This window comes from Mycobacterium sp. ACS4054 (assembly GCF_001667275.1).
GTDB lineage: Bacteria > Actinomycetota > Actinomycetes > Mycobacteriales > Mycobacteriaceae > Mycobacterium.
On record NZ_LZHV01000061.1, the window covers coordinates 375,225 to 399,415 of the forward strand.

A 24,191-nucleotide genomic window follows, 5' to 3' on the forward strand; every position below is an offset into this window, starting at 1 on the left:
GCTACGCCAATTCGTGACCTGCCCCGCGTCGGATACACGCACCAGATAACCCAGGTAGTAGGGGGCCATTTCGAGGTCCATCGGTGTGTGTTGGGAGAAGCAACCGTGAAGACGAGGAAGAGCGCGCTGGTCGCTGCCGTGTGCACGGCCATGGTGCTGAGCGGATGCGGCGACAAGAGCGATCCCGGGCCGCTGTCCGCGATGGTCAGTCCGGCCATCCCGCCGAGCGCTCAAGAGATTCCCAACCCGTTGCGCGGCCAGTACGAAGAAGGCTTGAATCCGCTTTTCCCGCAAGGCAATTCCGCTCAGCAGCGGTACGCCGCGTGGCCGGCTTCGTACGACGCGAGCCTGCGGGTGTCGTGGCGACAGTTGCAGCCCGTCGACCCGCGCACGCTGCCCCCCGACGCCCCCGATGACCGCAAGTTCGACTTCAGCGCGATCGACGACGCGCTGGCGAAGGTCGGCAGCCGCAACATGCGGCTGACCCTCGGCGTGTACGCGTACAAATCCTGTTGCAACGATTCCTATCCGGGCAACACCAATATCGCGATTCCGGACTGGCTCCGCCCGGCGGCCACCAGCTATCCCTCGCCGCCCAACAGTCCGGCCCCGGGTGTCACGCAGGTCGTGCCGAACTGGAACGACCCCGACTACCTGAACAACTTCGGGCAGTTGCTGGCCGCGCTCGGCCGGCGCTACGACGGCGATGAGCGCCTGAGCGTGTTCGAGTTCTCCGGATACGGCGATTTCGGCAAGACCAGCCTCGCCTACCTGCGCGACGCGCTCGGCGCGCCGGGGCCCGGCCCGGACGACAGCCTGCCGAAGTTGGGCTATTACAGCCAGTTTCGCGATCAGAGCATCACCAAGGCGGCCATCGGGCAGCTGGTCGCGGCCAACGTCGACGCGTTCGGCCACACCCAACTGGTGGTCGCCGCCGAGAATCCGGAAATCACCAGCGAATTGTTCGCCGACGACGTGACGAAAAAACTGTCCGCGCCGGTCGGCATCCGCGCGGATTGCCTTGGCGTGCAGTCGCCCCTGCCGGAATGGGCCGAGTCCAGCGACTCGCACTACGTGCGGTTCAACGACGCGGCCGTCGCCGCGATCAAGCAGCGGCTCACCTCCGCGCTGGTGATCAGCCAGTGGTGCCGGTTGCCCAACGGAACCGACCCGCGGTCCTACTACGAGAAGGCCCTGCACGACGTCGTCAAGTACCACGTCTCGATGACGTCGAGCGCCAACTTCCCGGACCGGGACGCGACGTCGGCGATGGACCCCAAGCTGTACCTGCTCTGGGCAAAGGCGAACACCTCCGCCGGCTACCGCTACTCGGTGGAGGCGAAGCCGGGGTCGCAGTCGATCCAGGGCAAGGTCGCGTCCATCTCCGTGGTCTGGACCAACTACGGCTCCGCGGCGGCCACCGAGCGGTGGGCGCCCGGTTACAAGCTGGTCGACTTCTCCGGCGCCGTGGTCCGCACCATCCCGGCGGCGGTCAATCTCAAGACGCTGGTGCACGACGACTCCAGCCAGTCCCGCGAGGAGGCGGTGCCGGAGTCGACGGCCGAGTCGGTGCGCGTCGACGTGACGGGGCTCGCGCCCGGTCACTACACGCTGCGCGCGTCGGTGGAATGGCAGCAGCACAAGCCGGGCGCCGCGCACGTGGTGAACTACGCGCCGATGGCGCTGGCCCGCGACGGGCGCGACGGATCCGGTCTGTACCCGATCGCGACGCTTGACATAGCTAACGACGCGGCGTCGGCCTGACCGGCCTTTCGTGGCGTCCACCAGCGTCGACCGGACCGGGCCGGAAGATCTTCGTTAGCCCAGTTGGGGCGGGTCGTGCGTGATAGGTTCTGCTGACCAAAACCGATCGTGGCCCGCCCGGTCCGAATACGCCTGACAGACAGCCAAGCGAACCCAAAGGGCCCGCCGATGCGCATCGACGCGCAGTTGACGGGAATTCGCCATCGCGACCGCTCCTGGATGTTTGCCCTTACCGGAGGAGACCGTGCCGCGCAGCCTGGACCTAGTCGTCACCTCCGTTGCCACACAGCTGATGGAGGCAACGGCGACCACGGCCGCCCAGGTGAGCGCCAAGGTACTCGAGCAGCTCGTCGAGCAGTTCGATGTGGACGCCAGCTTCCTGCGTCACCTCGACCCGCACACCGGGACCTCGGCGCTGGTCGCCGAGTGGCCGCCGCGAACGGACGCCGGGGAACCGGATCCGACGGCGTTCGCCCAGCTGGACATCGCCGAGTCGGTCCTGGCGCAGTGCCGGGAGGCGCGCAAACCGGTGGTGGTCCGGCCGGCGCAGTCCAAACGGTATTTCCGGCGCCGGCTGGGCGGCGAGAAAGTGGAGGCCTCGCCCTCGGTGGCCGCCGCGCCGCTGGTGTCGGGTGAGACGACCACCGGCTTGCTCGGCTTCGTCAAGTTCGGCGCCCGCAAGTGGCTGCAAGAGGAGATCAACACGCTCGAGGCCGTCGCCGCGTTGTTCGCGCAGCTGCAGGCGCGCATCGCGGCCGAGGAGAAGCTTCGCTATCTCGCCGAGCACGACGACCTGACCGGCCTCTATAACCGCCGCGCCCTGGTCGCGCACCTGTCCGAGCGGCTCCTGACGGGACGCCCCGGTCCCGTCGCGGTCCTGTACCTCGACCTCGACCGGCTCAAGCCGATCAACGACTACCTCGGCCACACCGCCGGCGACTGGTTCATTCGAGTCTTCGCGCAGCGCATCCGGATCTGCGCGCCGAACGCCACCATCGCCCGGTTGGGCGGCGACGAGTTCGTCGTGGTCCCCGACGAGCCGATGTCGCCGGAGGACGCGGAATCGTTCGCCCAGCGCCTGTCGACCATGCTGTGCGAGCGCCTGGCCATCGGCGGTCACGTGATCAGCCGCACGGTCAGCATCGGGCTGGCGGTGGGCACCCCGGGCCGCGACAACTGCACCGACCTGCTCCGCCGCGCCGACGAGGCGGTGCTGACGGCCAAACGCGCGGGCGGCAACCAGATCGCGATGTCCACCGATGACATGTCCCTCAAACGCGCGTTCCGCAACGACATCGAGCTGCATCTGCAAGGCGACATCGGCAGCGAAGCGCTGCTGCTGCACTACCTTCCGGAGGTCGACCTGTCGACGGGCGCCGTCGTGGGGGCCGAAGCGCTGGTGCGTTGGCGGCACCCGATCTGGGGGCTGCTGTTGCCGGACTCGTTCATCGGGATCGCGGAATCGACCAACCTGGCCGGGGAGTTGGGCCGCTGGGTGATGCGCACCGCGTGCGCCGACTTCAGTCGCTGGCAGGCCAACGGCGTCGGCCGGGGAACCGTCATGCGGATCAATGTGTCGCCCATCCAGCTCATCACCGCCGGGTTCGTACGCGACGTCGCCGACACGATCGACGAGTTCGGCCTCGAACCCGGCTCGGTGTGCCTGGAGATCACCGAACGCGCCGTGGTGCACGACATCGACACCACGCGAAAGACGTTGGCGGAGCTCAAGGAGATCGGGGTCCAGCTGGCCATCGACGACTTCGGCACCGGCTATGCGGTGTTGTCGCACCTGAAGTCCCTGCCGGTCGACATGCTCAAGATCGACACCGGGTTCGTGCGCGACCTGGGCAACAACGCCGGTGATCTGGCGATCGTGCGCGCCATCATCGGGCTGGCCGAGGCGTTCGGTCTGGACGTGGTCGCCGAGGGAGTTGAAACACCGGTCGCGGCAACGACTTTGGTGCAACACGGGTGCCGCCGGGCGCAGGGCTTCCTGTTGTCACGGCCCGTCCCCGGCGATGCGATGGAGGCCCTACTGGCCGCGCGCTGGCTGTCGCTGCCGTTTTTGGCCGACCGCAAGGCGTTGCCGACGGGCACCATCTAGCATCGCAGCGATGGCCCGAACACTCAGAAGACGCGCGGCGGCGATTGTCGCGTGCGCGGCCTTGGTGCTGAGCGGATGCGGAGGCCACAGCGACCCCGATCCGTTGTCGGCGGTGATCAGTCCGGCCATCCCGCTGAACGTGCAGGAGATCTCGAATCCCCTGCGCGGTCAGTACGAAGACCTATTGATGCCGCTTTTCCCGCAAGCCAATTCCGCTCAGCAGCGGTATCCGGCCTGGCCGGCCTCCTACGACGCCAGCTTGCGCGTTTCGTGGCGGCAGCTGCAGCCCGTCGACCCGGGCACGCTGCCCGCCGACGCCCCCGACGAGAAGAAGTTCGACTTCAGCGTGATCGACGACGCGCTGGCCAAGGTGGCGAGCCGGAACATGCGGCTCACCCTTCGCGTGTTCGCCTACAGCTCCTGTTGCGACACCACTTACCCGAACAACACGAACATCGCGATTCCGGACTGGATGCGTCCCGCGTCCACCAGCTATACGGGGCCGCAACGATACTGGTGGACGCCCGGGGTGGCCCAGGTGGTGCCGAACTGGAACGATTCGGCCTACCTCAACGCCTTCGGTCAGCTGCTCGCCGCGCTCGGCCGCCGCTACGACCGCGACGAGCGGCTCAGCGTCTTCGAGTTCTCCGGCTACGGGGACTTCAGCGAGAACCACATCGCCTACCTGCGCGACACGCTGGGCGCGCCCGGCCCCTTACCCGAAGAGAGCATCGCAAAGCTGGGTTACTACAGCCAGTTTCGTGACCAGAGCATCACCAAGGCGGCTATCGCCCAGCTCGTCACGGCGAACGTGAATGCCTTCCCGCACACGCAGTTGGTGACCACCGCGCTGAACCCGGAGATCGTTCGCCAGTTGCTCGCCGACGACGTCACCAAGCGGGTCTCCGCGCCGGTGGGCATCCGCTCGGACTGCCTGGGCGTCTATGCGCCGTTGCCGGTCTGGGCCGACTCCGACGGCTCCTACTACGTGCACACGAAGGATCCGCTCGTCACCCAGCTGAAGGACCGGCTGGCCTCGGCGTTGGTGATCACCGAGTGGTGCCAGCTGCCCGAGGGAACCAGCCCGCGGTCCTACTACGAGAAGGGCCTGCGCGACGTCGTCAAGTATCACGTGTCGATGACCTCGAGTTTCAACTTCCCGGCCGTGGATTCGACCACCCCGATGGACCCGGCGTTGTACCTGCTGTGGGCGCAGGCCAACGTCGCGGCGGGCTATCGATACTCCGTGGAGGCTCGGCAGGGATCGCAATCGGTCCGCGACGGGGTGGCGAGCATATCGGTGGTGTGGACCAATTACGGCTCGGCGGGGGCGATCGAGAATTGGGTGCCCAGCTACCGGCTGGTGGATTTCTCCGGGGCGGTGGTCCGCACGCTGCCGACGGGAGTGGCCTTGAAGAAGCTGGTGGGCTCCGGCGACAACGCCGGAAATCAGCCGGCCCCGGCGTCGTTCACCGAATCGGTGACCGTCGACCTGGCGGGGTTGGCGCCGGGGCATTACACGCTGCGCGCTTCCGTGGATTGGCAACAGCACAAGCCCGACGCGTCGCACGTGGTGAACTATCCGCCAATGCGGCTGGCGCGCTACGGACGCGACGAAACCGGCGGGTATCCGCTGGCGACGCTCGACTTGCCGCGCGATGCGCTGACATCCGCCCCGCCCCAATGATGCTGGCCGCCAGCAAATGCGTCGACCGCGCGGACCACAAGGCATTGCGATTAGGACGATGCTGCATGGCCATTGCTGCATAATGTGCACTGGGCTTTGCGCGGCTGGCGCAAAGCAAATCGAATTCGACGCCGGGTGGCGTCGGCCCAGAAAGGTTAGTGGATGGATTTCCGCACCTTTGTCCGGACGCTGCTCACGCATTGGAAACTCGCCCTCGGTGCCCTGCTGGCATGCACGATCGGTGCCGCGGCCGTCACGGCGTTGCAGACCAAGCACTATCAGTCGACGGCCACCATTCTCATTTCGTTCCCCGGTGCCACCGACCTCACCGAGCTGTACAACGGCACGCTGACCGCGCAGGAGCGGTTGTCGTCCTACGCGCAGATCGCCGGCGGACGGACGGTCGCCGAACGCGCGGTCAACCAGCTTCAGGTCCCGATCAGCCCCGACGCCCTGGTGACCCAGACCCAGGTGAAATACACCGCGAAATCCATGCTTTTCACGATCACCGTGAAGGACACCGACCCGAACCGGTCCGCGGCGCTGGCCGGAGCGATGGCCGATCAGTTCGCCGCGCTGGTGCCCACGCTCGGCGCGACCACGGGCCCCAACAGTCGTCCCGCGCCGGTGACCCCCGGGGTGCGGCCCGACAACGGTGAGCCGAATCCGCCCGCGCCCCAACCGTCGGAAACGCCCGGCCAACCCGCGGCCAAGCCGCTGCCGGTGGCCCGGGCAAGGGTGGTGGAGGCGCCGCGGGTGCCCGATCATCCCGTCACGCCGGTGCCGGTGCGCAACATGGCGATGGGATTCGTCGCCGGGATACTTCTGGCCATCGCGGTGGCGGTGGCCCGCGAGGCCAACGATCGCACGGTGCGCTCGCGGGAGAAGCTCGAACAACTTTCGGGCCTGCCGACTTTGGCCGAGCTGCCCGGCCGGCGCGGCAACACCCCGCGGTTCGGCGTCGACTCCGCCCTGGACGACGCCGTGCGGGGCCTGCGCGCCCGGCTGCTCAGGGCGATGGGGTCCGACGCCCGCCGCGTGTTGGTGGCGGCGCCGTTCGGCGGGGAGGGGACCACCACCACGGCGCTCAACCTGTCGCTGGCGCTGGCCGAGATCGGCGAAGACGTGTTGCTCGTCGAGGGCGACACGCGCCGGCACGTGATCGCCGGATTGCTGCGCGTCGAGTCGGGGGAGGGCCTGGCCAACGCCCTGGCCAATCCCGAAATCGCGGGTGAAGCGGTGAAACCCACGCCGATCGCCAAGCTGTTCATCCTCGCCTCACGATCCGCGCGCCGCGAGACCCCGCCGTCCAGCGCGTTTCTGCCGGAAGTCATCGACAGGGTGCTGCTGGACCTGTCGTCACGCTTCGACCGCATCGTGGTCGACGGCCCCCCGGTGCTGGCGACCGCCGACAGCGGCCTGCTGGCCGGTGCGGTGTCGGCCACCGTGTTGGTGGTGCGGGCGCGCCGGACCACCGTCGACGAGCTCAATGACGCCCTCACCGCCCTGCGCTCGGCCGGCGCGCACGTGGTCGGCACCGTGTTGACCGACGCCAGGCCGTCCCTGCACATCCGGGCCGCGACCAAGACCTACCGGACGAAGGTCAGCGGGCCAGCGTGATTCCCTACCTGCCCGGTCGCCCCCGCCTGGCAGTTGACGGCGTCCTGCTGACGGTATTCCTGTTCGGCTGCTTCATCTTTGGTGTGCTCTCCGTGCGCCGGACCACCGAGGGGGCGTTGCTGATCGCCGCGACCTTCTGCCTGGTGGTCTACTGGGTGAAGCGCGAAGGGCTGGCGGGGGTGACGCTGTTCTTGGCCTTCGCCGCGCTGCCGGAGGGCTTGCACATCGGCAAAGTCATTGGCCCGCTGGCGATTTACGCGTACCAGGTGGCCGCGGTGCTGGCGATCTGCTACCTGCTGCCGATCGTGAAACCGCGGGCCAAGGAATTCCTGCTGCCCGCGATGTTCGCGTTGACCGTCGTGTACTTCACCGTCGTCGGGTTCCAGATGGGACACGATCCGACCATGGTGCTGCACGAGTCGACGACCCTGATCGAAATGGTCGTCGGATTCGTGCTGGCGCTGTTGATCGTGTACGGCGGATACCTCAAATTCTGCATCCGGGTGATGGTCGTGACGCTGTGGTTTTCGGCCGGCATGGCGATCATCAGCTCGTTGCATGCGATCCGGCTGGCGGGGCGGGCGGAGAGCCTGGAGGGGGCGACCGGCGCGGGTCAGGCTCTGCGGATCGTCCTGTCCACCCAGACCCCGGCCACCGCCGCGCTGACCGCCCTGGTCGCCGCGTCGATCATCGGCCGGGTCAGGCCCGCAACGTATTTCGCCTTCGGACCGCCCGCGTTGATCATTTCGCTGCTGGCCTTTTCCCGGAACACGCTGATCGCCGTCGCGGTGGGCGCGGCCGTCGCCTTCCTCACCACCTTCGGCTGGCCGGCCCTGCGCCGCTCGGCCATGGTCGCCGTCGTCAGCGCGGGCGTGTTCGCGCTGACCGTGCCGGGATCGCTGTTCTTGCTTCAGCATTCGGAGGCGGGGTCCTGGCTCAGCGATCAGTTCACGGCCTTCAATCAGCGGGTGCTGGGCGGTGTTTCGGCCAGTGCGCTCGCCACCGACGAATCGACGCTGGACCGGTTGCGCGAAGTCGCCCGCCTCAACGCCGCGATCGCGCAGGCCCCGGTGTTCGGCCATGGCCTGGGTTACGCCTATCAGCTGCCCTCCGGGAACGATCCGAAGGCCTTCGCCTGGACCCTGGGTCCCACCTACTCGCACCTCTTCTACCAATGGTGGCTGGCCAAGGCCGGGGCCGTGGGCATGGCGGCGTTCGCGTGGTTCGCGTTGACGCCGGTGGTCAGGGCGGTGCGCTGCGCAACCGTGCCGGCCAAGATCAGCGCGGCGGTGTGCGCCGGTCTGCTGGCGATATCCGCCGTCTGGCCACTGCCCGAAATGCCCATGGACGCACTGGCATTGGGGCTGGCGCTCGGCACGGCCACGGGATTCGCCGGGCTGTGGCGCAGGAACTCAGAAGCGGAAGGCGCCCGCACCGACGGCGCGCCGGCGCTGGCCGGCGCCGGCCGGCAATGATCGCCGTCACGCACGTCGGTCCCGACATGTACAGCTTCGGCGGGACGCAGTCGGTGATCCGGGTCATCCGCGACAACGGCATCGGCGCCGATGAGATCCGCGTGCTGTCGACCTGGAACGGGCGCCATCACGCCAGGAACCTGGTGCTCACTGCCCGCGCGGGCGCGGCGCTCGCGCGGTCACCGCGCGCCAGCATCGTGCACTTCCACATGTCGAACGGGGGCGCCTGGCTGCGGGAGGGGCCGCTGATTCGACTCGCGAGAGCCCGGGGATTCCGGGTCATCGTCACCATCCACGGCTCCGACTTCCCCCAGTTCTCCCGGTCGCGCCCCCGCTTCGTGGGCGGCACGCTGAGCAAGGCGGACCATGTCATCGTCTTGTCGGAGGAGGCGCGCGCGGCCGTGAACTGGGTTGCGCCCACGGTGAAGGTGTCGGTCGTGGCCAACCCGATCGTCATCGATTGGGACGCACCCGGGGCCGGGTCGACCCCGCCGGTCGTGCTTTTCGCGGGCACCATCGGCCGCCGCAAGGGTGTCGACACGCTGGTCGCGGCGTGGCGGCTGCTGTTGGCCGACGGCATCGAAGGGCGTTGCCGCATCGTGGGTCTCGTCGACGACTACATGCCGCCGCCCACCGAGCGGCTGTCGGTGGAGCCCCGGGTGCATCCGGACCACGTCCGCGATCTGCTCCGGTCGGTGCGGGTGGTGACGCTCCCGTCGTTCGCCGAGGGAATGCCGATGATCCTGACCGAGGCCCTGGCCGGCGCGCGACCCTTCGTGGCGACCCCGGTAGGCGGCACCGCCGAAATCGCCTCCGACCCGGGCATGCTCGTCCCCGTCGGTGACGCGCCCGCCCTGGCCGCGGCGATCGGCCGGTACCTGCGCGACCCGGAACTGGCCGAGCGGGACGGCCGGCGGGGTCAGGAACACATTGCGGCCACCCGGAGCCCCGAAATCATCGACGCGCAGCTTCGCCGGATCTATGAGGGTTGCGGTGTTGGGGCAGGTTGAGCTCGAGGGGCCGCGGCTGAGGGTGAGCGCGGTCGGCTTCGGATGCGGCGGCCTGATGCAGTCGCCGTCCCGTCGCGAACGGATGGCCGTCTTGGGCGCGGCCGTGGACAACGGTATGACGCACTTCGACACCGCACGGATGTATGGCCTGGGCATGGCGGAGGCGGAGCTGGGGGCGTTCCTGCGCACCGTCCCGCGCGATTCGGTAACCGTGGCAACGAAATTCGGCATCGATGTCGGCGGCATGGCGCGGCGGCTCGGCCGGTTCCAGGCCCCGGCGCGGGCGCTGCTGCGCAAGGCGCCGGCCCTGCGGCGCGCGGTCAAGCGCCGGCAGGCGACACCCGAGAGCGCCCGGACCTACGACGCGGGAATCGCCGCCCGCAGCCTCGACGAGAGCCTCGCCGCCCTCGGTGTCGATCACGTCGACATCCTGTTCGTGCACGGCCCCCGCCCGGGCGACGCCGTCGCCGGCGACGAACTTCGCCAATTCTTCGAAAGGGCCCGTGGGCAGGGCAAGATTCGCGGCTGGGGCGTCTCGCAGGACGAGGGGCTCGAGGTGGATTTCGCCGAGGCATTCACGCCGGGGGGCGTGAGCCAGGTGCGCGCCGATTTGCTCCATCCGCCGCCGCGGCCGGCGGATCTTGCGTTCGGCGTGCTGCAGCGGTCGTACGCGACGCTCGTCGAAGCGTTGCGGTCGGACGCGGATCTGGCGGGACGGTGGCGCGAGGCCCTTCAACTGGATCCGCTCGCCCCCGGGGCTTTGCCCAAGCTGATCCTCGGGTCGTCGGCGACCGCAACGGGTTGCCGCGCAATCCTTTACAGCACGACCGATCCGCGACGCGTCGCCGAGGCGGCCCGGGCCGTCGCGGCGCCGCCGGACGCCGAAACGGTGGCGCGCTTCCTCGCGCTTGCGGCGCAGCTGCGCGGGGGTGCCGCCGCGTGATCCGGGGCCCGCGGGAGTTCGCCCCCGACACGACGATCCAGACCGACGTGGTGGTCGTCGGGGCCGGCGGGATCGGCATCGCGACGGCGCTGGAACTCGCGCGATCCGGCGTCCAGGTGGCGCTGATCGAAAGCGGCCTGGAGCGCAATGACAAAGCGGCACAGGAGTTGTCAGCGCTGGGCTCGGGGCAGGACGACGACCTGCATGCGCGCAGCGAGCTGATGATCCGCCGACAGCTGGGCGGGACGACGGCGCTCTGGGGCGGCCGCTGCGTCAAGTTCGACCCCATCGATTTCGAGGACCGCCCGCTCACCGCGCAGGCGCCCTGGCCGATCCGCTTCGAGGACGTCGAACCGTACCAGGAGCGTGCCTGCGACTGGGCGGCGTGCGGGCGGGCGGAATTCAACGCGCGCGACATCCCCGAGCTCGCGCACCGCGACATGGTCGCCGGGCTCCCCGACGGCGACGTGCGCACCACCGATCTCGAGCGCTGGGCGCTGCCAACGCGTTTCGGGAGCGAGTACCGGACCGCGCTGCGCGACGCCCCGACCCTCACCGTGTGGACCGGCCTCACCTGCACCGAGATCGTGACGACGCCGGCCGGCGACGCCGTCGACCATTTGGTGATCAAGGCGCTCGACGGCCGCCAGGGCCGGGTGGTCGCCACCGACTACGTCATCGCGACCGGCGGATTGGAGGCGACCCGCCTGCTGCTGGCGTCGGATCGCCACCATCCGGCCGGGCTGGGGAATGCGGGCGGTCACCTCGGGCGCTGGTACATGTCCCACGTCGAGGGCCGGGTCGCGCGCGTGCAGTTCAGCACCGATCAGGTCATCTACGGCTACGAGCGGGACGGCGACGGGGTGTATGTCCGCCGGCGCTTCACCCTCGATCCGCGCCTGCAGCGCGCCGCCGGGATGCCGAACGCCGCTGTGTGGCTGGTGAATCCGCCGATCAGCGACCCCGGGCACGGCAGCGGGATCCTGTCCGGCGTCTACCTCACGCTGATCTCCCCGGTCGGCCGGTTCCTGCTCGCCGAGGCCATCCGCGCCAAGCACACCGAAACCGACGGTCCGCCCCGCATCCTGGCCCACCTGCGCAACATCGTGCGAGACCTGTTCGGCTCCATCCGGTTCGCGCTGACGTTCTCCTATGCCCGGTTCCTCCGCAGGGGCCGCAAGGCGCCCGGCTTTTTCGTCAAGAGCGCCGACAATCGGTACCTGCTGCACTACCACGGCGAGCATCTCCCGCATTGGGAGAGCCGGGTCGAGCTCACCGACGACCGCGACGCCCTGGGGATGCGCAGGCTCCGTACCCACATCCACTTCTCCGAGGCCGACTTCGAGAGCGTCCGCGCGGCCATCACCGTAATCGACGAACACCTCCGCCGCCACGGCGCGGGGCGCGTGGAGTGGCTGACCGACGACGTCGAGGGCTCGGTCCGCGAGTTCCTCGGCGGGCACGCCGGCTACCACCAGGCGGGGACCACGCGGATGTCGCACACCGCTCAGGGCGGCGTCGTCGACCCCAACCTGCAGGTCCACGGCGTGCGTGGGTTGTACGTCGCGAGCACCTCGGTGCTGCCCACGTCGAGTCAGGCCAACCCGACCCTGGTGGGCATCGCGCTGGGCGTGCGGCTCGCCGAGCGCCTCGCCAAGTCCCGAACCGATTGCCGGCCTTCGGATTCCAGGACGGCCTGAGCCACGTCAGCGCCGGCCGGCGAGCACCTCGGCGATGACTTCCAGGAAGCGCTGCGCGACGATGTCGACGTCGCAATGCCGCGCGTAGTGGCGCGCCGCCTCGGCACCACGCTGCGCCGCGACGGACGGGTCGGCCAACAGGTCGAAGGCGGCGGCCAGGCCCGCGACGTCGTCGACGCCGACCGGGGGGCACCCCGGCGGTTGGTACTCGGGCAGACCACCGGCCGTGGACACGATCGGCATCACCCCCAGCTGCATGGAGAGCACCTGCACGCCGCTTTGTGACGCGCGCCGGTAATGGGAGACCGAACCCTTCGCCGCGGCCAGTGTCGGGATGACGTCGGCGTAGCGGTAACTGCCGTTGCGCCAGCGGGTGTGCTTGGGCAGGGCGCCGGCGTCCAGGTCCCCGCCACCGATCAGCACCAGGTTGTCCCCGCGCCAGCCGCCGCCGACGATGTGGCGCTGCCACGCCTCGAGCACCACGTCGACGTTCTTGTACGGGTTGAGCCGGCCGAACATGACGAAGTCGCGTCGGCCCTCGGGCCCCACGAACGGTGGAACCCGGTGCGGGTCAATGTCACTGGCGAGCGGCACCACATGCACGGGGGTGCCGGCGACGTCACGGCGCCCGGCGACGGCGGAAGCGACGTAGTTGCTGTAGGTGATGGTGGCGGCGGAGCGGGCGCCCCACCGGTCGAACACCGCGCGTTCGTAGGAGGGAACCTGCTCGCCTGGGTCGTGCGGCCGGTCGTCGTGCACCACCTGGATGCGGGGAACCCATCCGGCCAGCGCGATCCACCGCGGATCGCGGACGATCTCGGCGATCACCACGTCGGGCCGAAACTGCCGCACCCGGCGCCACGCCTTGGCGGTCGGCAGCCACGTCGCGGCGGTCTTGAACCGCGGATCGAGGACCAGCTCGTAGTCGCGGGCGGCATCCGACTCCGGGTGCCGGTCGGAGGTGACCAACAAGACGTCGGCCCCGCGCCGCAGCAGCCCCTCGGCCTGCACGCGCACCGCCGGCCGCGTCCACGGCGAAAGCCAAAGCACCCGAGGCGATTTCATGGCCCCTCGGCCTGCAGGAAGACATCGGCGTCGGTCCACATGCGGGTTTCCAGCGCGCGCCGCGGGAACCCCTCGAGCAGGCCGGTGATGCGCGGCGAGGCGAGCAGTCGCCACGCCACGGGATTGATCTTGGCCCGCGTCCAGATGTGCAGACCCATGCCACCGAGCTGCCACCACCGCGTTTTGGAGGTGTGGAACTGCAGACCGAATTGCCGTCCGATGAACTGAAGCGTCGATTTCTGATAGAAGGTGATGTGCTGGCCGGTGGCAAAGGCGTAATACATCCATTCCTCGGGCGGCGGGGGCCCGCCGTCGAAGATCTCGGTCGTGAAGACGATGGTGTCGGTGCCGGTGGTCTCCAGCAGTTCGGCGACGAATCCGACCGGGTCGGTCAGGTGCTCCATCACCTCGAAGGCGGTGACGACCGTGTAGGGCGGTCCGGGGCCCGCGTCCGCCTCGAAGCCCTGCGCGGTCAGGTTGGGGGAGTGCTTGTCGGTCCAGTAATAGTCGAAGCCGATGTCGCGCATCAGCCGGGTGAAAACGCCGTAGCCCCCTGCCGCGTCGAGAAACCGGCCGTGGCGATCGAAGAAGAAGTAAAGCAGCACCGACATCGCCCGGGCCAGATATTGATTGCGCCACAACATGGTGGTGTCCGCCGCGGCGATGGGGCTGGCATACGCCTCGTCGAGCCAATACGGCTCTTCGGTCTGCAATGCGCCGCAGTTGTCGCAGAAGTAATATTTGCAGTCGTATTTGGCGAGGACCTTGCGGGTGAAGGCCAGAGTGGTGCCCGAACTGCAGATGCGGCAAAGCACGCCTATCCAACCCTCCCGAGCTGTCCCGCGCGGGACAATGCAGAACCTACGGCACGGTCAACGCCCTGGGCAAGCAAATCGGCACCGAATTTTGCGGCGCGGACGGCCGTTGTGCAGCAGCGCTATTCACCGAACGCGCGGAATGCCCGCCCATTGCCGTGATAGCTTTAGCTTCCAATGGCCAGAAGCGCTACACCGCCAACGAAAGAAACGCTCCGGCAGAAGATCCGGCGCATTCTTGGCGGCGAAACGCGGGACCAGCTCAAGGATCTGATCCTTTTCGACCATTCCCAGTCGCTCAAGGCCAACCACCCCAACCCGCTCAACCGCGCCGGGAAACGATGCTTTTCGGCGACCGACGAGGACGGGATAACACTGGAAATCTTGCGCCGGATCGGCCGGCTCGACGACGGTGTGTTCGCCGAATTCGGTGTCGGCGACGGGACGCAGAACAACACGCTGGTCCTTGCCGCCCTGGGCTGGAAGGGCTTCTGGGTCGGGGGACAGGACCTGGCCGTCGCCGTCGAGGACCACCCGCGGTTCAGCTACCAGCAGGCGTGGATCACCGCGGACAACATCCTTGCGCTGACCCGGACCGGTCTGGCCCGCATCGACGCCACCGGAGTCGACGTGATCTCCCTCGACCTGGACGGCAACGACATCTACCTCGTCGAGAAGTTGTTGGCCGACGGCCTGCGGCCCAAGCTGTTCATTGTCGAATACAACGGCAAGTTCCCGCCGCCGGTGAAGTTCCAGATCGACTACGACCCCGATCATGTGTGGCAATCCGATGACTACTTCGGCGCATCACTGAGCAGTTTCGCCGCGCTGTTCGACCGCTTCGGCTACCGCCTCGTTTGCTGCAACTCCCACTCGGGTTCCGACGCGTTCTTTGTCGACGCCGCCCTTTCCGAACACTTCGAGGACGTGCCGACCGACATCGAGCGGCTCTACGTGGAGCCCAGGTACTTTCTTTACGGCGGGTTCGGGCAGCACAAGACGTCCCCCCGCACGGTGGCGAAGATCCTGCGGCGGCGCCCGGCCTAGCGCCCCGTGAAAGTCATTTGCCGGTGGGCGTTTTCACAACACCGCGGTGATCGCATCGAGGTAGGCGTCGGTCATCGCCTCCACGGTGTAGTGCTTGCGCATCCGCTCGAAGCCGCGCCGCCCGACCGCCGGCAGCGCGTCCGGGTCCGCCAGGATCCGGGCCAGGGTCTCCCGCCATCCCGACACCGATACGGGTTCGACCAGAAACCCCGCGGCGCCGAAGTCGAGCATCTCCGGCACCGCGCAGATCGCCGACGCCGCAACGGGAACCGCCCGCGCCATCGCCTCGAGGATCACCAGTGGAAACGCCTCGGACCGGCTCGGAACGCACAGCAGGTCCGCATCGGCGAGCGCGGGCCCGGGGCCGGCCGACCAGCCCCGCCACCGCACCCGATCGCGCAAGCCGGCGGGCGTCAGCGCCTCCAACCTCTCGCGGTCCGGGCCGTCGCCGAAAATCGATAGCCGCCAAGCCATGTCGGGCAGGCCGCCGAGCGCCTCGATCAACAGGTGCGGGTTCTTGTGCTCGACGATGCGCGAGAGCATGACCAAGTGCAACGGCTCTCCGGCGGCCCGGGTCCGGGGCGCCGGGTCGCCGGCCAGGGCGACGCCGTTGGGCGCCACGAACCGCCGCCCCCCGAGCCGATGCTGGGCGGTCAGCATGTCCCAATGCCGTTGCGCGAGAACGATGAACCCGTCGGCCCGGCGCATGGCGGCGGTCAGCGGCCGCGAATAGATGGGCCGGTCCTCCTCCGGGGGCACGTGCGGCGCGACCAACCAGCGCCGATCACGACCGGCCGCGCGCCACAACGTGGCGAACCCCGCCTCGGTGTTGGTGTCGGCGGTGATGAGCACCGCCGGGCCCGCGGGCAGGTCGACGACGGGCGCCCACCACGGCTGGCGCACCACGCGCACGGTGTCCGGGATCTCGGAGATCATCGGGCCGAACCGTTGCACGCAGACGATGGTGACCGGGTAGCCGCGGCGATCCAATTCGGCCGCCAGCAAGGCCTTCTGCCGTTCGGCGCCGCCGTAGACCAGGCGGTTGGTGGTGATCACGATCGCGGGCCGGCCGGTGCGGGCGGTCCGCCGCGAGCGGCCCCGCAGGCTTGTCGCCGCCAGGTACGCGTCCGCGTGATGCACGCTGTGCTGGTGTTCGAGCAGCAGCGCGGTGTTGGCTCGCGCCAGGTCTTGCTCGCGGCGGCGCCGAGCGGCGCTGCCCCCGACGTCGTCGGGCCCCGCGCGGACGACGCCCAGTTCGTCGGCCAGCAGGATCCGCCAGCCCGCCGCGCGGGCCCGGGCCTGCCAGTCGGCGGCGGCCCCGAAGTCGGCGAATTCTTCGTCGAAGCCGCCGATGGTGTTCCACGCCGCACGGCTGATCGCCAGGCAGGTGGCGTCCAAATCCCCCTCGACGCCTTGGGTTTCGGTCGGCTGGCGGGCGTAGCGGCCCGTGATGGGCGAACGGCGCCGCGCGCGGGAACGGCCCGCCGCCAGCTCGCGGACCAAGGTTCGCCGGCGGGTCGCGACGTCCCACGGCGCCCAGCCGGGCACGGCGTCGTTGCGCGCCATCGGTGAAACCGCGCCCACCCGCGGCCGGCCGAGCAGTTCCCGGGTGCGGGTCAACGGACCGAGCAGGCGGGCGCGGGCATCCAGCAACAGCAGGTCGGCGTCGCCCGGGACGCGCGCCGCCAGCGCGTTAAACGCCTCGGCGAAGCCGAGTTTCGGCGTTCCCGACACCCAGTGAACGTGGCGGGCCGGCGACTCCGGACGGTCCGCGCGGTCGTAGACGTAGACCGGAAGCTCGGGCAGCTGTTCGGCGACGCCGGCCAGGCAGCTTTCGAGCGGGGCGCGGTCGTCGGCGACGATCAATACCGCGAGCGGACGCCCCGGCGGCAGTGCGGTTGCGTCGCCGGCCGGCGCCTGCAGATACTGCCGGTCCAATTCACGCTTCATGCCGCCAGCTGACTTCGACGCAAGGAAGTCACGTCCGACCAGCGCAACGGGCCCACCGCCGCGCTGGTGACCAGATAGACGACGGCGGCCAGCGCGAGAACGAGAATCACGTGATGCTCCTGCAGCAACAGCGCCACCGCGGCGCTCGCTCCCGTCGGTATCAGCACCCGCAGCAAGAACATCACCGGCGTACGGTAGCCGCAGTGCCGGCGCAGCCACCAGCTGCTGACGACCATGTTGAAGAACTCCGTGCACACCAGGGCGACGCCGGGGCCGACGGCGCCGAACCGGCCGGCGAGGGCGAGATTGAGCGCCACGTTGAGCACCAGGGTCGCGACCGTCAGCCACAACAGGATCCGCTGGTGATGGCTGGCGACCAAACCCTGGCCCAGGGTGCCGCTGACGAATCGCACGGCGGCCGCGACGAACAACAGCGCCAGCGTCGGCGTCCCGCGCGCGATGAACGCCTTGTCACCGAACAACCCGATCAACGGCCCGGCCAGCAGCGCGCCGACCACCGCGACCGGGACCGCCACGAAGTACATCAGCTCCACGCTGCGGCGCAGGAAGCCGGCGAACGCGGCGACATCGCGCGCGAACAGCTCGGTGGCCGTCGACAGCGTCGACTTGAGGAAGACCAGGGACACCACGATGGTGTTGAACGCGATCGTGAAGGCCAACCCGTACACGCCCACCTCGGAGTGGGTGCTCAGCAGGGACAGGATCACGCCGTCGGCGCGGCAGTACAGTAGTCCTACGACGAGAAAACCCATCAGCGGCAGGCTTTCCCGCAACAGGTCGACGGCCTCCCGCGGCGCGAAGACCGGGCGCACCGAGATGTGCCGCATCGCCGCGGCGCCCTGGATGATCAGCTGCACGGCGGGTGGGATGAGTTGCGCGACGGCGAACCAGATGACGTCCGCGCGTTGGGCGACCAGGAAGGCGACCATGCCCAGCGCGCCGAGCCGGCCGACGACGTCGGAGATGGCCACCGCGGAGAACCGCACGGTGGCAAGGAAAACCGGCTCGAACCGCGTCGTCATGGTCTGCATCAGCAGCGCCCCCGACAGCACCACGAGCATCACGCGCACGTCGGTGTCGCGATAGATGAGCAACCCGGATCCGGCGGCCAGCAACGCGAGCGGAACGCAATAGATCAGGGCCATGCCGCTGTTCACGCGCACCAGGCGCTCGAGGTCGCCCCGCCCGGAGGTCACCCGCCGCACGATCACGGTGGCGATGCCCAGATCGGCCAGGCTGGTCCACATGGCGATGAAGAGGACGGCGATGGATAGCAGGCCGTAGCGTCCCGGGCCCAGGTAGCGCGCGGTCATCGCCACGGAGACCACCGAGGCCAGCATGCCCAGGGCGCGGCAGATCAGCTGGATCGAGAACGCGTGAGCCATCCGCGAGAGCGGAACCGACGGGACGACCGCGCCAGGCGTCGTCGGCTCAGTCATGACTCCCTAGTATGCGCCGTGACTGGTGAGAACGGCCTTAACCGTCTTGGCGACGATCATCAGGTCACCCGACATCGACCAGTTGTCGACGTACGACAGGTCCAGCCGCACCGACTCTTCCCACGACAGGTCGGACCGGCCGCTGACTTGCCACAAACCGCTGACGCCCGGCTTCACCAACAGCCGCCGCTTGACGTCGCCGTCGTAATTTTCGACTTCCCGCCGCAACGGCGGGCGGGGTCCGACGACGCTCATGTCACCCTTGAGCACGTTGATGAACTGGGGCAGTTCGTCGATGCTGAACCTGCGCAGGATCCTGCCTACGGGGGTGACCCGCGGGTCCTGGCGCATCTTGAACAGCATCCCGCCGGCGCCCTCGTTGTGGGCCAACAGCTGCTCGAGCTGGGTGTCGGCCCCGTCGGTCATGGTCCGAAACTTGAACATGGTGAAGGGCTTGCCGTCGATGCCGATCCGCTCGGCCGGGTAGAACACCGGGCCCTTGCTGGTGAGCTTGATGGCGATGGCCGCCGCGATCAGGATGGGCGCCGTGCCGATGAGGGCCGCCAGCGAGAACAGGAAGTCGAACACCTGCTTCTGGAAGCGTTGCGTCCCTTCGTATTGCGGCTTTTCGACGTGCAGCAGGGGCATTCCAGCGGTGGGGCGCAGGGTCAGCCGGGCTTCGGCGACGTCCATCACCCCGGGCGACACGACGACGTCAACATCCATGGTCTCCAACTGCCACATCAGCTCCCGGATCCCGTGCATGCCAAAGTGATCCGTCTGCGTGATCGCCACGGTGTCGGCGCCGCAGCGTTGGATCGCCGCGACCGCGTGGGTGACGTCACCGAGGATCGGCACCGCGCGGCCGCCGAGGGTGATGGTGTTGCCGCGCGGCGGGCCGTACCCGGGGATGCACACGCCCACCACGACGTAGCCGTCCAGCGGGTTGCGGGCCAGTTCGTGGGCAAGGTGGGAAACGGCCTGCCGGTCCCCGATCGCCAGGACCGTGGTCTGGCAGTGGCCAAGCGTCCGCATGCGGGTGATGTGCTGGCGCCACAGGCTGCGGCTGCCGAGCAGGCCGATGGTGCCGATGGGAAGCGCGATCGCGAGGTATCCGCGGGCCAAGTCGACCTTGGCCAGCAGCGTCACCATCGCGATGATTCCGAAGGTCCAGAACGACGCGCTGCCGATCCGCCGGTACTCGTCGATGCCGGCGCCGATGACCCGCGGTTTGCGCGTCTGGAAGGCCGCCAGCGACGACAGCCACAGCGCCGCGAACAGGAGGGACAGCAGCGTCATGCTCAGGTCCGAGTAACCCGACGTGTTGGCGATTTCACCGAATCGGACGTGCTGCGCGAGCAGCACCGACGCGCACACGATCACCGTGTCGGTGATGCGCAGCCGGTGCGAATACCGGTGCTGCCAGCGCCGAACGGGATTTGCGGCGGGGGCGGGCGCCGAAGTGGCGGTGACCGGCAACGCGGTGGTGCGGCGGGACAACGACGTCATGGCGGCCGGTTTCCGCTTCTGCGGCCCTGGTTCGACGTACATGACATCCACCGATTCCTGGGTCATCAACGGCTCAGACATGACGCTGCACTCTCGATCGACGGGTAATTGGTTGTTCGTGAGGGCCAACTGGCATCGCGTTCGGAGATCACCGTGACCGGCAACGGCCACACGATCCCGAATTCGGGTTCGCTCCAATGGAATCCCTGCTCGTCGAACGGCGCCGGCGGACCGCTGACCTGGTAGCTGACCTCGGTGTCGTCGACCAGGGTTTGGAAGCCGTGCGCCACGAACGGCGGCAGGAACAGCGCCCGGTAGTTCTCGGCGCTCAACTCGACCATCGTGTGGTCGCCGTAGCTCTTCGACCCGGGGCGAATGTCCACCGCGACGGCGGCGATGGCGCCGCGGGTGCAGCGGATCAGCTGGGTCTGGGCGTGCGGCCCCTGGTGGTGCAGACCCCGCACCGTGCCGCGGGTGTAGTTGAAGTAGATGTGCGTGTGGGTGACGTCGAAAGTCAGCCCGCGACTGGCGAATTCGTCGGCGCAGTAGGAACGGGAAGAGAAGCCGCGATGGTCGCGCTGCGGTTCGAGGTCAATGATCGTCACGCCGGCGACCTGAGTGGGCGTGTACTTCACTTACCGCTCCTTAGCATCACGGGCAGTTCTGGCCGGATCATCCGTATCCGGCGGACGGCGGGCGGGTCATCACGGTGGGGATGACGCCGTAACGGGGTCCGAGGTTCTTGCCCGACGCGGCGGCCAGGCGCGGCAGCGAGCCCATGATGCTGGGGGGCGTGTTGGCGCCGGCGAGGTTGATGGCCGGCAGCGCGGACGCGGCGCTCTGCGCCGTCGGGATCACGCTGGTCCAACTCGCCGGCACCGCAAGCGGTCCCAGCGACGCGGCGCTGCCCAGGCTGCCGGCGACACCCGACCCGAGCGAGCCCAGCGATCCGAGCGCGCCGACGCCGGTGCTCGCCGCGCTGGCCGCCCCCGACGCCGCGGTGCTCGCGGCCGCCATCGCCCCGTTCGCCAAGCCTTGCGCGGTCTGCGCCATGCCGAGGATGGAGGACATGCCGTACAGCGGCGTGGCCGCGGCCATGAAGTAGGTGGGCACGGAGCTGGGCAGGCTGGACACCAGGCTGTCCATGAGCGACGACGTGGCCGAGCCGGTGCCGCCGGTGGCCGCCGTGGTTCCGCTCGTCAGCGCGCTCACCGGTGAGGAAAGCCCCTGCAGGGTGTTCGGCACCGTGGAGACAACGTTCGAGAGCGTGGTGTGGGTCGCCGCCAACGTTCCGGCCTGGGCGACCGCGCTGCCCTGGCTGGCCACGCCGGCCGGGTTGGCGACGTCCGGCGGCGGGGTGAAGGGGGTCACCTCGCACGCGGCCGCCGAACCCGCGGCGTACTCGTACATCGCCGCGGCGTCCTGCGCCCACATCTCGCCGTACTCGGCCTCGGTGGCCGCGATCGCCGCGGCGTTCTGGCCGAAGAAATTGGTGGCGATCAGGGTGGCGAGCTGGACCCGGTTGGCGGCGACGGCCGGCGGGGGAACCGTCATCGCGAACGCCGCCTCGTAGATCTCCACCGCGAGCCTGGCCTGACCGGCCGTCTCGGCGGCCCGCGCGGCCGCGCCGGCGGTCCATGCCATGTAGGGAGCGAAGGCGGACGCCATGGTCAGCGAGGAGGGACCCAACCAGCGGCCGGTCGTCAGGCCCGCGATCACCGTCCGGTAGCAGCTCGACGCGGTGTACAACTCAGCGGCGAGGCTGTCCCAGGCCACCGAGGCGGCCACCAGCGAGAGCGGACCCGGCCCGGCATACATCCGCGCGGAGTTGAACTCCGGGGGAAAAGCGCCGAAATCGATCACGTCAGACCCCGGCCCTACCGGACATGCCGTACCCCAACCCTTGGATTCCGCAACTATCCATACTGAAAGTATGGTTAATGGCATATGCGCCAGCGAAGAGTATTTGGCCTGCTACTGGGAAGGCACTAAGTCCCTTCCTGGGCCCCCTACCTGCGGACTGCGCCAGCGCACGTGGCCTAGTGGTCACGACCGGCATGTGGTTCTCCCTTGCGTCCTACAGGTGGTCGGAAAGCGGGCGTATTGGCTGCTCATTTGCCCGATCCCGGGGGTTTGAGAGATGACCGTCCACAAACTGACTTTCTGATAATAGCATACAAAGCATACCAATAGTTTGTAAAGAGGGTGTGATCTGAACTACAGGTATTTACGGGAGCGTCAAGGCGGCGGGCCCGGCTGCTAATCTCAGACGTGGCCCACGTACTGCCCGGGGGTGGCCGGTCGGTGTTGATTCGAACCGCCTACGAACCGAGGTGTATGCCCTGCTCACCAACCTGATGGCGATTGACCAGGTCAGGGCCGCAAACCCCGACGAGGTCGCTCGCGTTATCCATGCCGAGGGGCCCCGGCAATCCCCCCGGGTCATGTTTCCGCGCGCGCGGCGCCGTGTATTCCGGGCGTACGAGAGCTGAGCTGGCAATACCGATGACGACCCATTCGACCGATGGACGCGCCGACGCGACGCGGCGGCAGATCCTGCGGGCCGCCTCGCATCAGTTCGCCCGCCGGCCGTACCACGACGTCGGACTCGACGACATCCTCGCCGAGGCCCAGCTCACCAAGGGCGCGATGTATTTCCACTTCAAGTCCAAACACGCGTTGGCGGTGGAGCTCATCAACAAGCAGATCGCCGCGGCGACCGTCGCCGTGGGGGACCTGCTGACGCGGGGGCTTTCGGGCCTGGAAACCCTGATCGACTTCTCGTATCTGATCGCCGTTCAAGACATCAAGACGGATCTGGTCAGGGCCGGCCTGAACCTGATCGAGTCGGTCGGGCATTCCGAAGGCCTGCAGAAGACGCTGCTGAGCGGATGGGTGGAAGCCCTATCGGAAGTCGTTCGGCAGGCCATCACCGAGGGTGACATCGCCGAACGCTGCAATCCCGACGACGTGGGACGCATGATGGTGTCCCTGCACATGGGGCTGAGGAAAACGAGCAATCTGGACGAACCGGACCGATTCCTGCTCGACCTGGAGAATTGCTGGATGCTGCTTCTGGTCGGGATCCTGCAACCGGACCGAACCGACTACTTCCGCCAATTCCTAAGGCGGCGTGCGGCCCTCGCCGTCAACGCCACTTCGACGGACGAAGGCTCGGCGTAACACCCGCGCGGCGGTTGGTCAGACTGCCCGCTCGTCGCGGTGGCGGCTGCTAACCTTGGGCAACTTGCGGTCGTGGAATTAGACGACTCCGCGCATCCGACGCGAACTCCGGAGGTGCAGGAATAGTGCCGCGACAGGTCCGATCCGAAGCCACTCGGCGCAAGATTCTCGATGCGGCCATCGAGGTGTTCGGGGAAGTCGGGTATGCCGCCGCCGGGTGGGGCGCGATCATCGAGCGGACCGGAATGACCAAGGGCGCCCTTTATCACCACTTCGATTCCAAGGAATCTTTGGCGTCGGACATCTTGAAGGAGGGTTCCGACACCCTTCTGACCGCATTCGGGAACGTGTGCGGGTCGTCATCGCCGGGGCTGGAAAACATGCTGCACGGCGCCTTCACCATCGTCGAAGTGCTGAATAACGACAAAATGGTTCGCACGGCCGAGCAATTGGCCTCTGCCTTAAGCGGATTGAACGAGGCCGCCGCGAGCTTCTACGGGGACCTGGCGGTGAAGATCGCCGACGAGGCGAGGCGAGCGATCAGGGAAGGCGACCTGCGCAAGGATGTCGACCCCGAGGTGCTCTCCGAGTTTCTGGTGGGCGCCATGTTCGGAACGCGGTTGGTATTCAAGGCGATAGCGCGCCGCGATCCGAAGCGGATCGCCGCCGGCGGGGTCGCCGAGCGACTGCGTCAGATATTGGAGCTTCTGCTGCCCGGCACCGTGACGGAAGCCTCGCTGCCTTACTTCCAGCAATTCCTGGGTCGCGAAGTGATGCGCCACGCCCCGTTCATTTCCGCCCGCCCCGACGCCGCGACCGAACCCCTTATCGGATAGGCCCCCGCGCTAAGGCGAAG

General features: G+C 68.4%; 18 protein-coding genes. 11 read left to right on the top strand and 7 right to left on the bottom strand.

All coding sequences use genetic code 11. The annotated features are described in order from the left end of the window. The first annotated feature begins 150 nt into the window (after nucleotides 1–150). The 8 genes from A5730_RS20405 to A5730_RS20440 all read left to right on the top strand — a co-directional run bounded on the left by A5730_RS20405 (nucleotide 151) and on the right by A5730_RS20440 (nucleotide 12,306). On the top strand, nucleotides 151–1,764 hold the full coding sequence (locus A5730_RS20405) for a hypothetical protein (protein WP_067904538.1): 1,614 nt from the start codon (nucleotides 151–153) through the stop codon (nucleotides 1,762–1,764). 244 nt (nucleotides 1,765–2,008) lie between these two features. Further along, nucleotides 2,009–3,871 carry a bifunctional diguanylate cyclase/phosphodiesterase gene (locus tag A5730_RS20410; RefSeq protein WP_067904384.1) on the top strand — a complete coding sequence of 621 codons (1,863 nt, stop codon included), beginning with the start codon at nucleotides 2,009–2,011 and terminating at the stop codon, nucleotides 3,869–3,871. A gap of 10 nt (nucleotides 3,872–3,881) precedes the next feature. Then, nucleotides 3,882–5,558, top strand: a complete 1,677-nt coding sequence (locus A5730_RS20415) for a hypothetical protein (RefSeq protein WP_067904387.1) — start codon at nucleotides 3,882–3,884, stop codon at nucleotides 5,556–5,558. 162 nt (nucleotides 5,559–5,720) lie between these two features. After that, nucleotides 5,721–7,178 (top strand): polysaccharide biosynthesis tyrosine autokinase, encoded by a 1,458-nt coding sequence (locus A5730_RS20420; RefSeq protein ID WP_067904389.1) that lies wholly within the window; start codon nucleotides 5,721–5,723, stop codon nucleotides 7,176–7,178. Next, the gene (locus A5730_RS20425; protein WP_067904393.1) at nucleotides 7,175–8,653 is read left to right on the top strand and encodes an O-antigen ligase family protein; all 1,479 of its coding nucleotides are present in this window, start codon (nucleotides 7,175–7,177) and stop codon (nucleotides 8,651–8,653) included. Before A5730_RS20420 ends, A5730_RS20425 begins: the two co-directional genes overlap by 4 nt. Continuing rightward, nucleotides 8,650–9,663 carry a glycosyltransferase family 4 protein gene (locus A5730_RS20430; RefSeq protein ID WP_067904396.1) on the top strand — a complete coding sequence of 338 codons (1,014 nt, stop codon included), beginning with the start codon at nucleotides 8,650–8,652 and terminating at the stop codon, nucleotides 9,661–9,663. Before A5730_RS20425 ends, A5730_RS20430 begins: the two co-directional genes overlap by 4 nt. 16 nt (nucleotides 9,664–9,679) lie before the next feature. Then, nucleotides 9,680–10,606 carry an aldo/keto reductase gene (locus A5730_RS20435; RefSeq protein WP_067904541.1) on the top strand — a complete coding sequence of 309 codons (927 nt, stop codon included), beginning with the start codon at nucleotides 9,680–9,682 and terminating at the stop codon, nucleotides 10,604–10,606. Continuing rightward, a complete protein-coding gene (locus tag A5730_RS20440; protein ID WP_067904397.1) occupies nucleotides 10,603–12,306 on the top strand; it encodes an FAD-dependent oxidoreductase in 1,704 nt (567 codons plus the stop codon). The genes A5730_RS20435 and A5730_RS20440 overlap by 4 nt, the downstream gene beginning before the upstream one ends. 6 nt (nucleotides 12,307–12,312) lie before the next feature. On the opposite strand, the gene A5730_RS20445 is transcribed toward A5730_RS20440, so the two are convergent. Beyond that, complete coding sequence (locus A5730_RS20445; RefSeq protein WP_197506303.1) at nucleotides 12,313–13,356, bottom strand: glycosyltransferase family 4 protein; 1,044 nt, start codon at nucleotides 13,354–13,356, stop codon at nucleotides 12,313–12,315. Between the two features lie 11 nt (nucleotides 13,357–13,367). Further along, on the bottom strand, nucleotides 13,368–14,186 hold the full coding sequence (locus tag A5730_RS20450) for a methyltransferase domain-containing protein (RefSeq protein ID WP_067904399.1): 819 nt from the start codon (nucleotides 14,184–14,186) through the stop codon (nucleotides 13,368–13,370). Between the two features lie 177 nt (nucleotides 14,187–14,363). Between A5730_RS20450 and A5730_RS20455 the strand changes: the two genes are divergently transcribed. Continuing rightward, nucleotides 14,364–15,233 (top strand): hypothetical protein, encoded by an 870-nt coding sequence (locus A5730_RS20455; protein ID WP_067904400.1) that lies wholly within the window; start codon nucleotides 14,364–14,366, stop codon nucleotides 15,231–15,233. Nucleotides 15,234–15,266: 33 nt separating this feature from the next. Here the strand turns inward: A5730_RS20455 and A5730_RS20460 are convergent, their stop codons facing one another. From A5730_RS20460 to A5730_RS20480, 5 genes are all read right to left on the bottom strand, one after another. After that, on the bottom strand, nucleotides 15,267–17,183 hold the full coding sequence (locus tag A5730_RS20460; RefSeq protein WP_067904401.1) for a glycosyltransferase: 1,917 nt from the start codon (nucleotides 17,181–17,183) through the stop codon (nucleotides 15,267–15,269). Further along, nucleotides 17,180–18,643 (bottom strand): flippase, encoded by a 1,464-nt coding sequence (locus A5730_RS20465; RefSeq protein WP_067904404.1) that lies wholly within the window; start codon nucleotides 18,641–18,643, stop codon nucleotides 17,180–17,182. Before A5730_RS20465 ends, A5730_RS20460 begins: the two co-directional genes overlap by 4 nt. 6 nt (nucleotides 18,644–18,649) lie before the next feature. Then, nucleotides 18,650–20,152 (bottom strand): sugar transferase, encoded by a 1,503-nt coding sequence (locus A5730_RS20470; protein WP_231994736.1) that lies wholly within the window; start codon nucleotides 20,150–20,152, stop codon nucleotides 18,650–18,652. Nucleotides 20,153–20,217: 65 nt separating this feature from the next. Further along, the gene (locus A5730_RS20475; protein ID WP_055402669.1) at nucleotides 20,218–20,787 is read right to left on the bottom strand and encodes a dTDP-4-dehydrorhamnose 3,5-epimerase family protein; all 570 of its coding nucleotides are present in this window, start codon (nucleotides 20,785–20,787) and stop codon (nucleotides 20,218–20,220) included. Nucleotides 20,788–20,824: 37 nt separating this feature from the next. Further along, nucleotides 20,825–22,015, bottom strand: coding sequence for a PPE family protein (locus A5730_RS20480; RefSeq protein ID WP_067904409.1), 1,191 nt, complete (start codon nucleotides 22,013–22,015; stop codon nucleotides 20,825–20,827). 642 nt (nucleotides 22,016–22,657) lie between these two features. Here A5730_RS20480 and A5730_RS20485 point away from each other — a divergent pair. Together A5730_RS20485 and A5730_RS20490 are read left to right on the top strand one after the other, a co-directional pair. Beyond that, nucleotides 22,658–23,335 (top strand): TetR/AcrR family transcriptional regulator, encoded by a 678-nt coding sequence (locus A5730_RS20485; RefSeq protein ID WP_067904412.1) that lies wholly within the window; start codon nucleotides 22,658–22,660, stop codon nucleotides 23,333–23,335. Between the two features lie 125 nt (nucleotides 23,336–23,460). After that, nucleotides 23,461–24,171 carry a TetR/AcrR family transcriptional regulator gene (locus tag A5730_RS20490; RefSeq protein WP_067904415.1) on the top strand — a complete coding sequence of 237 codons (711 nt, stop codon included), beginning with the start codon at nucleotides 23,461–23,463 and terminating at the stop codon, nucleotides 24,169–24,171. The last annotated feature ends 20 nt before the right edge of the window (nucleotides 24,172–24,191 follow it).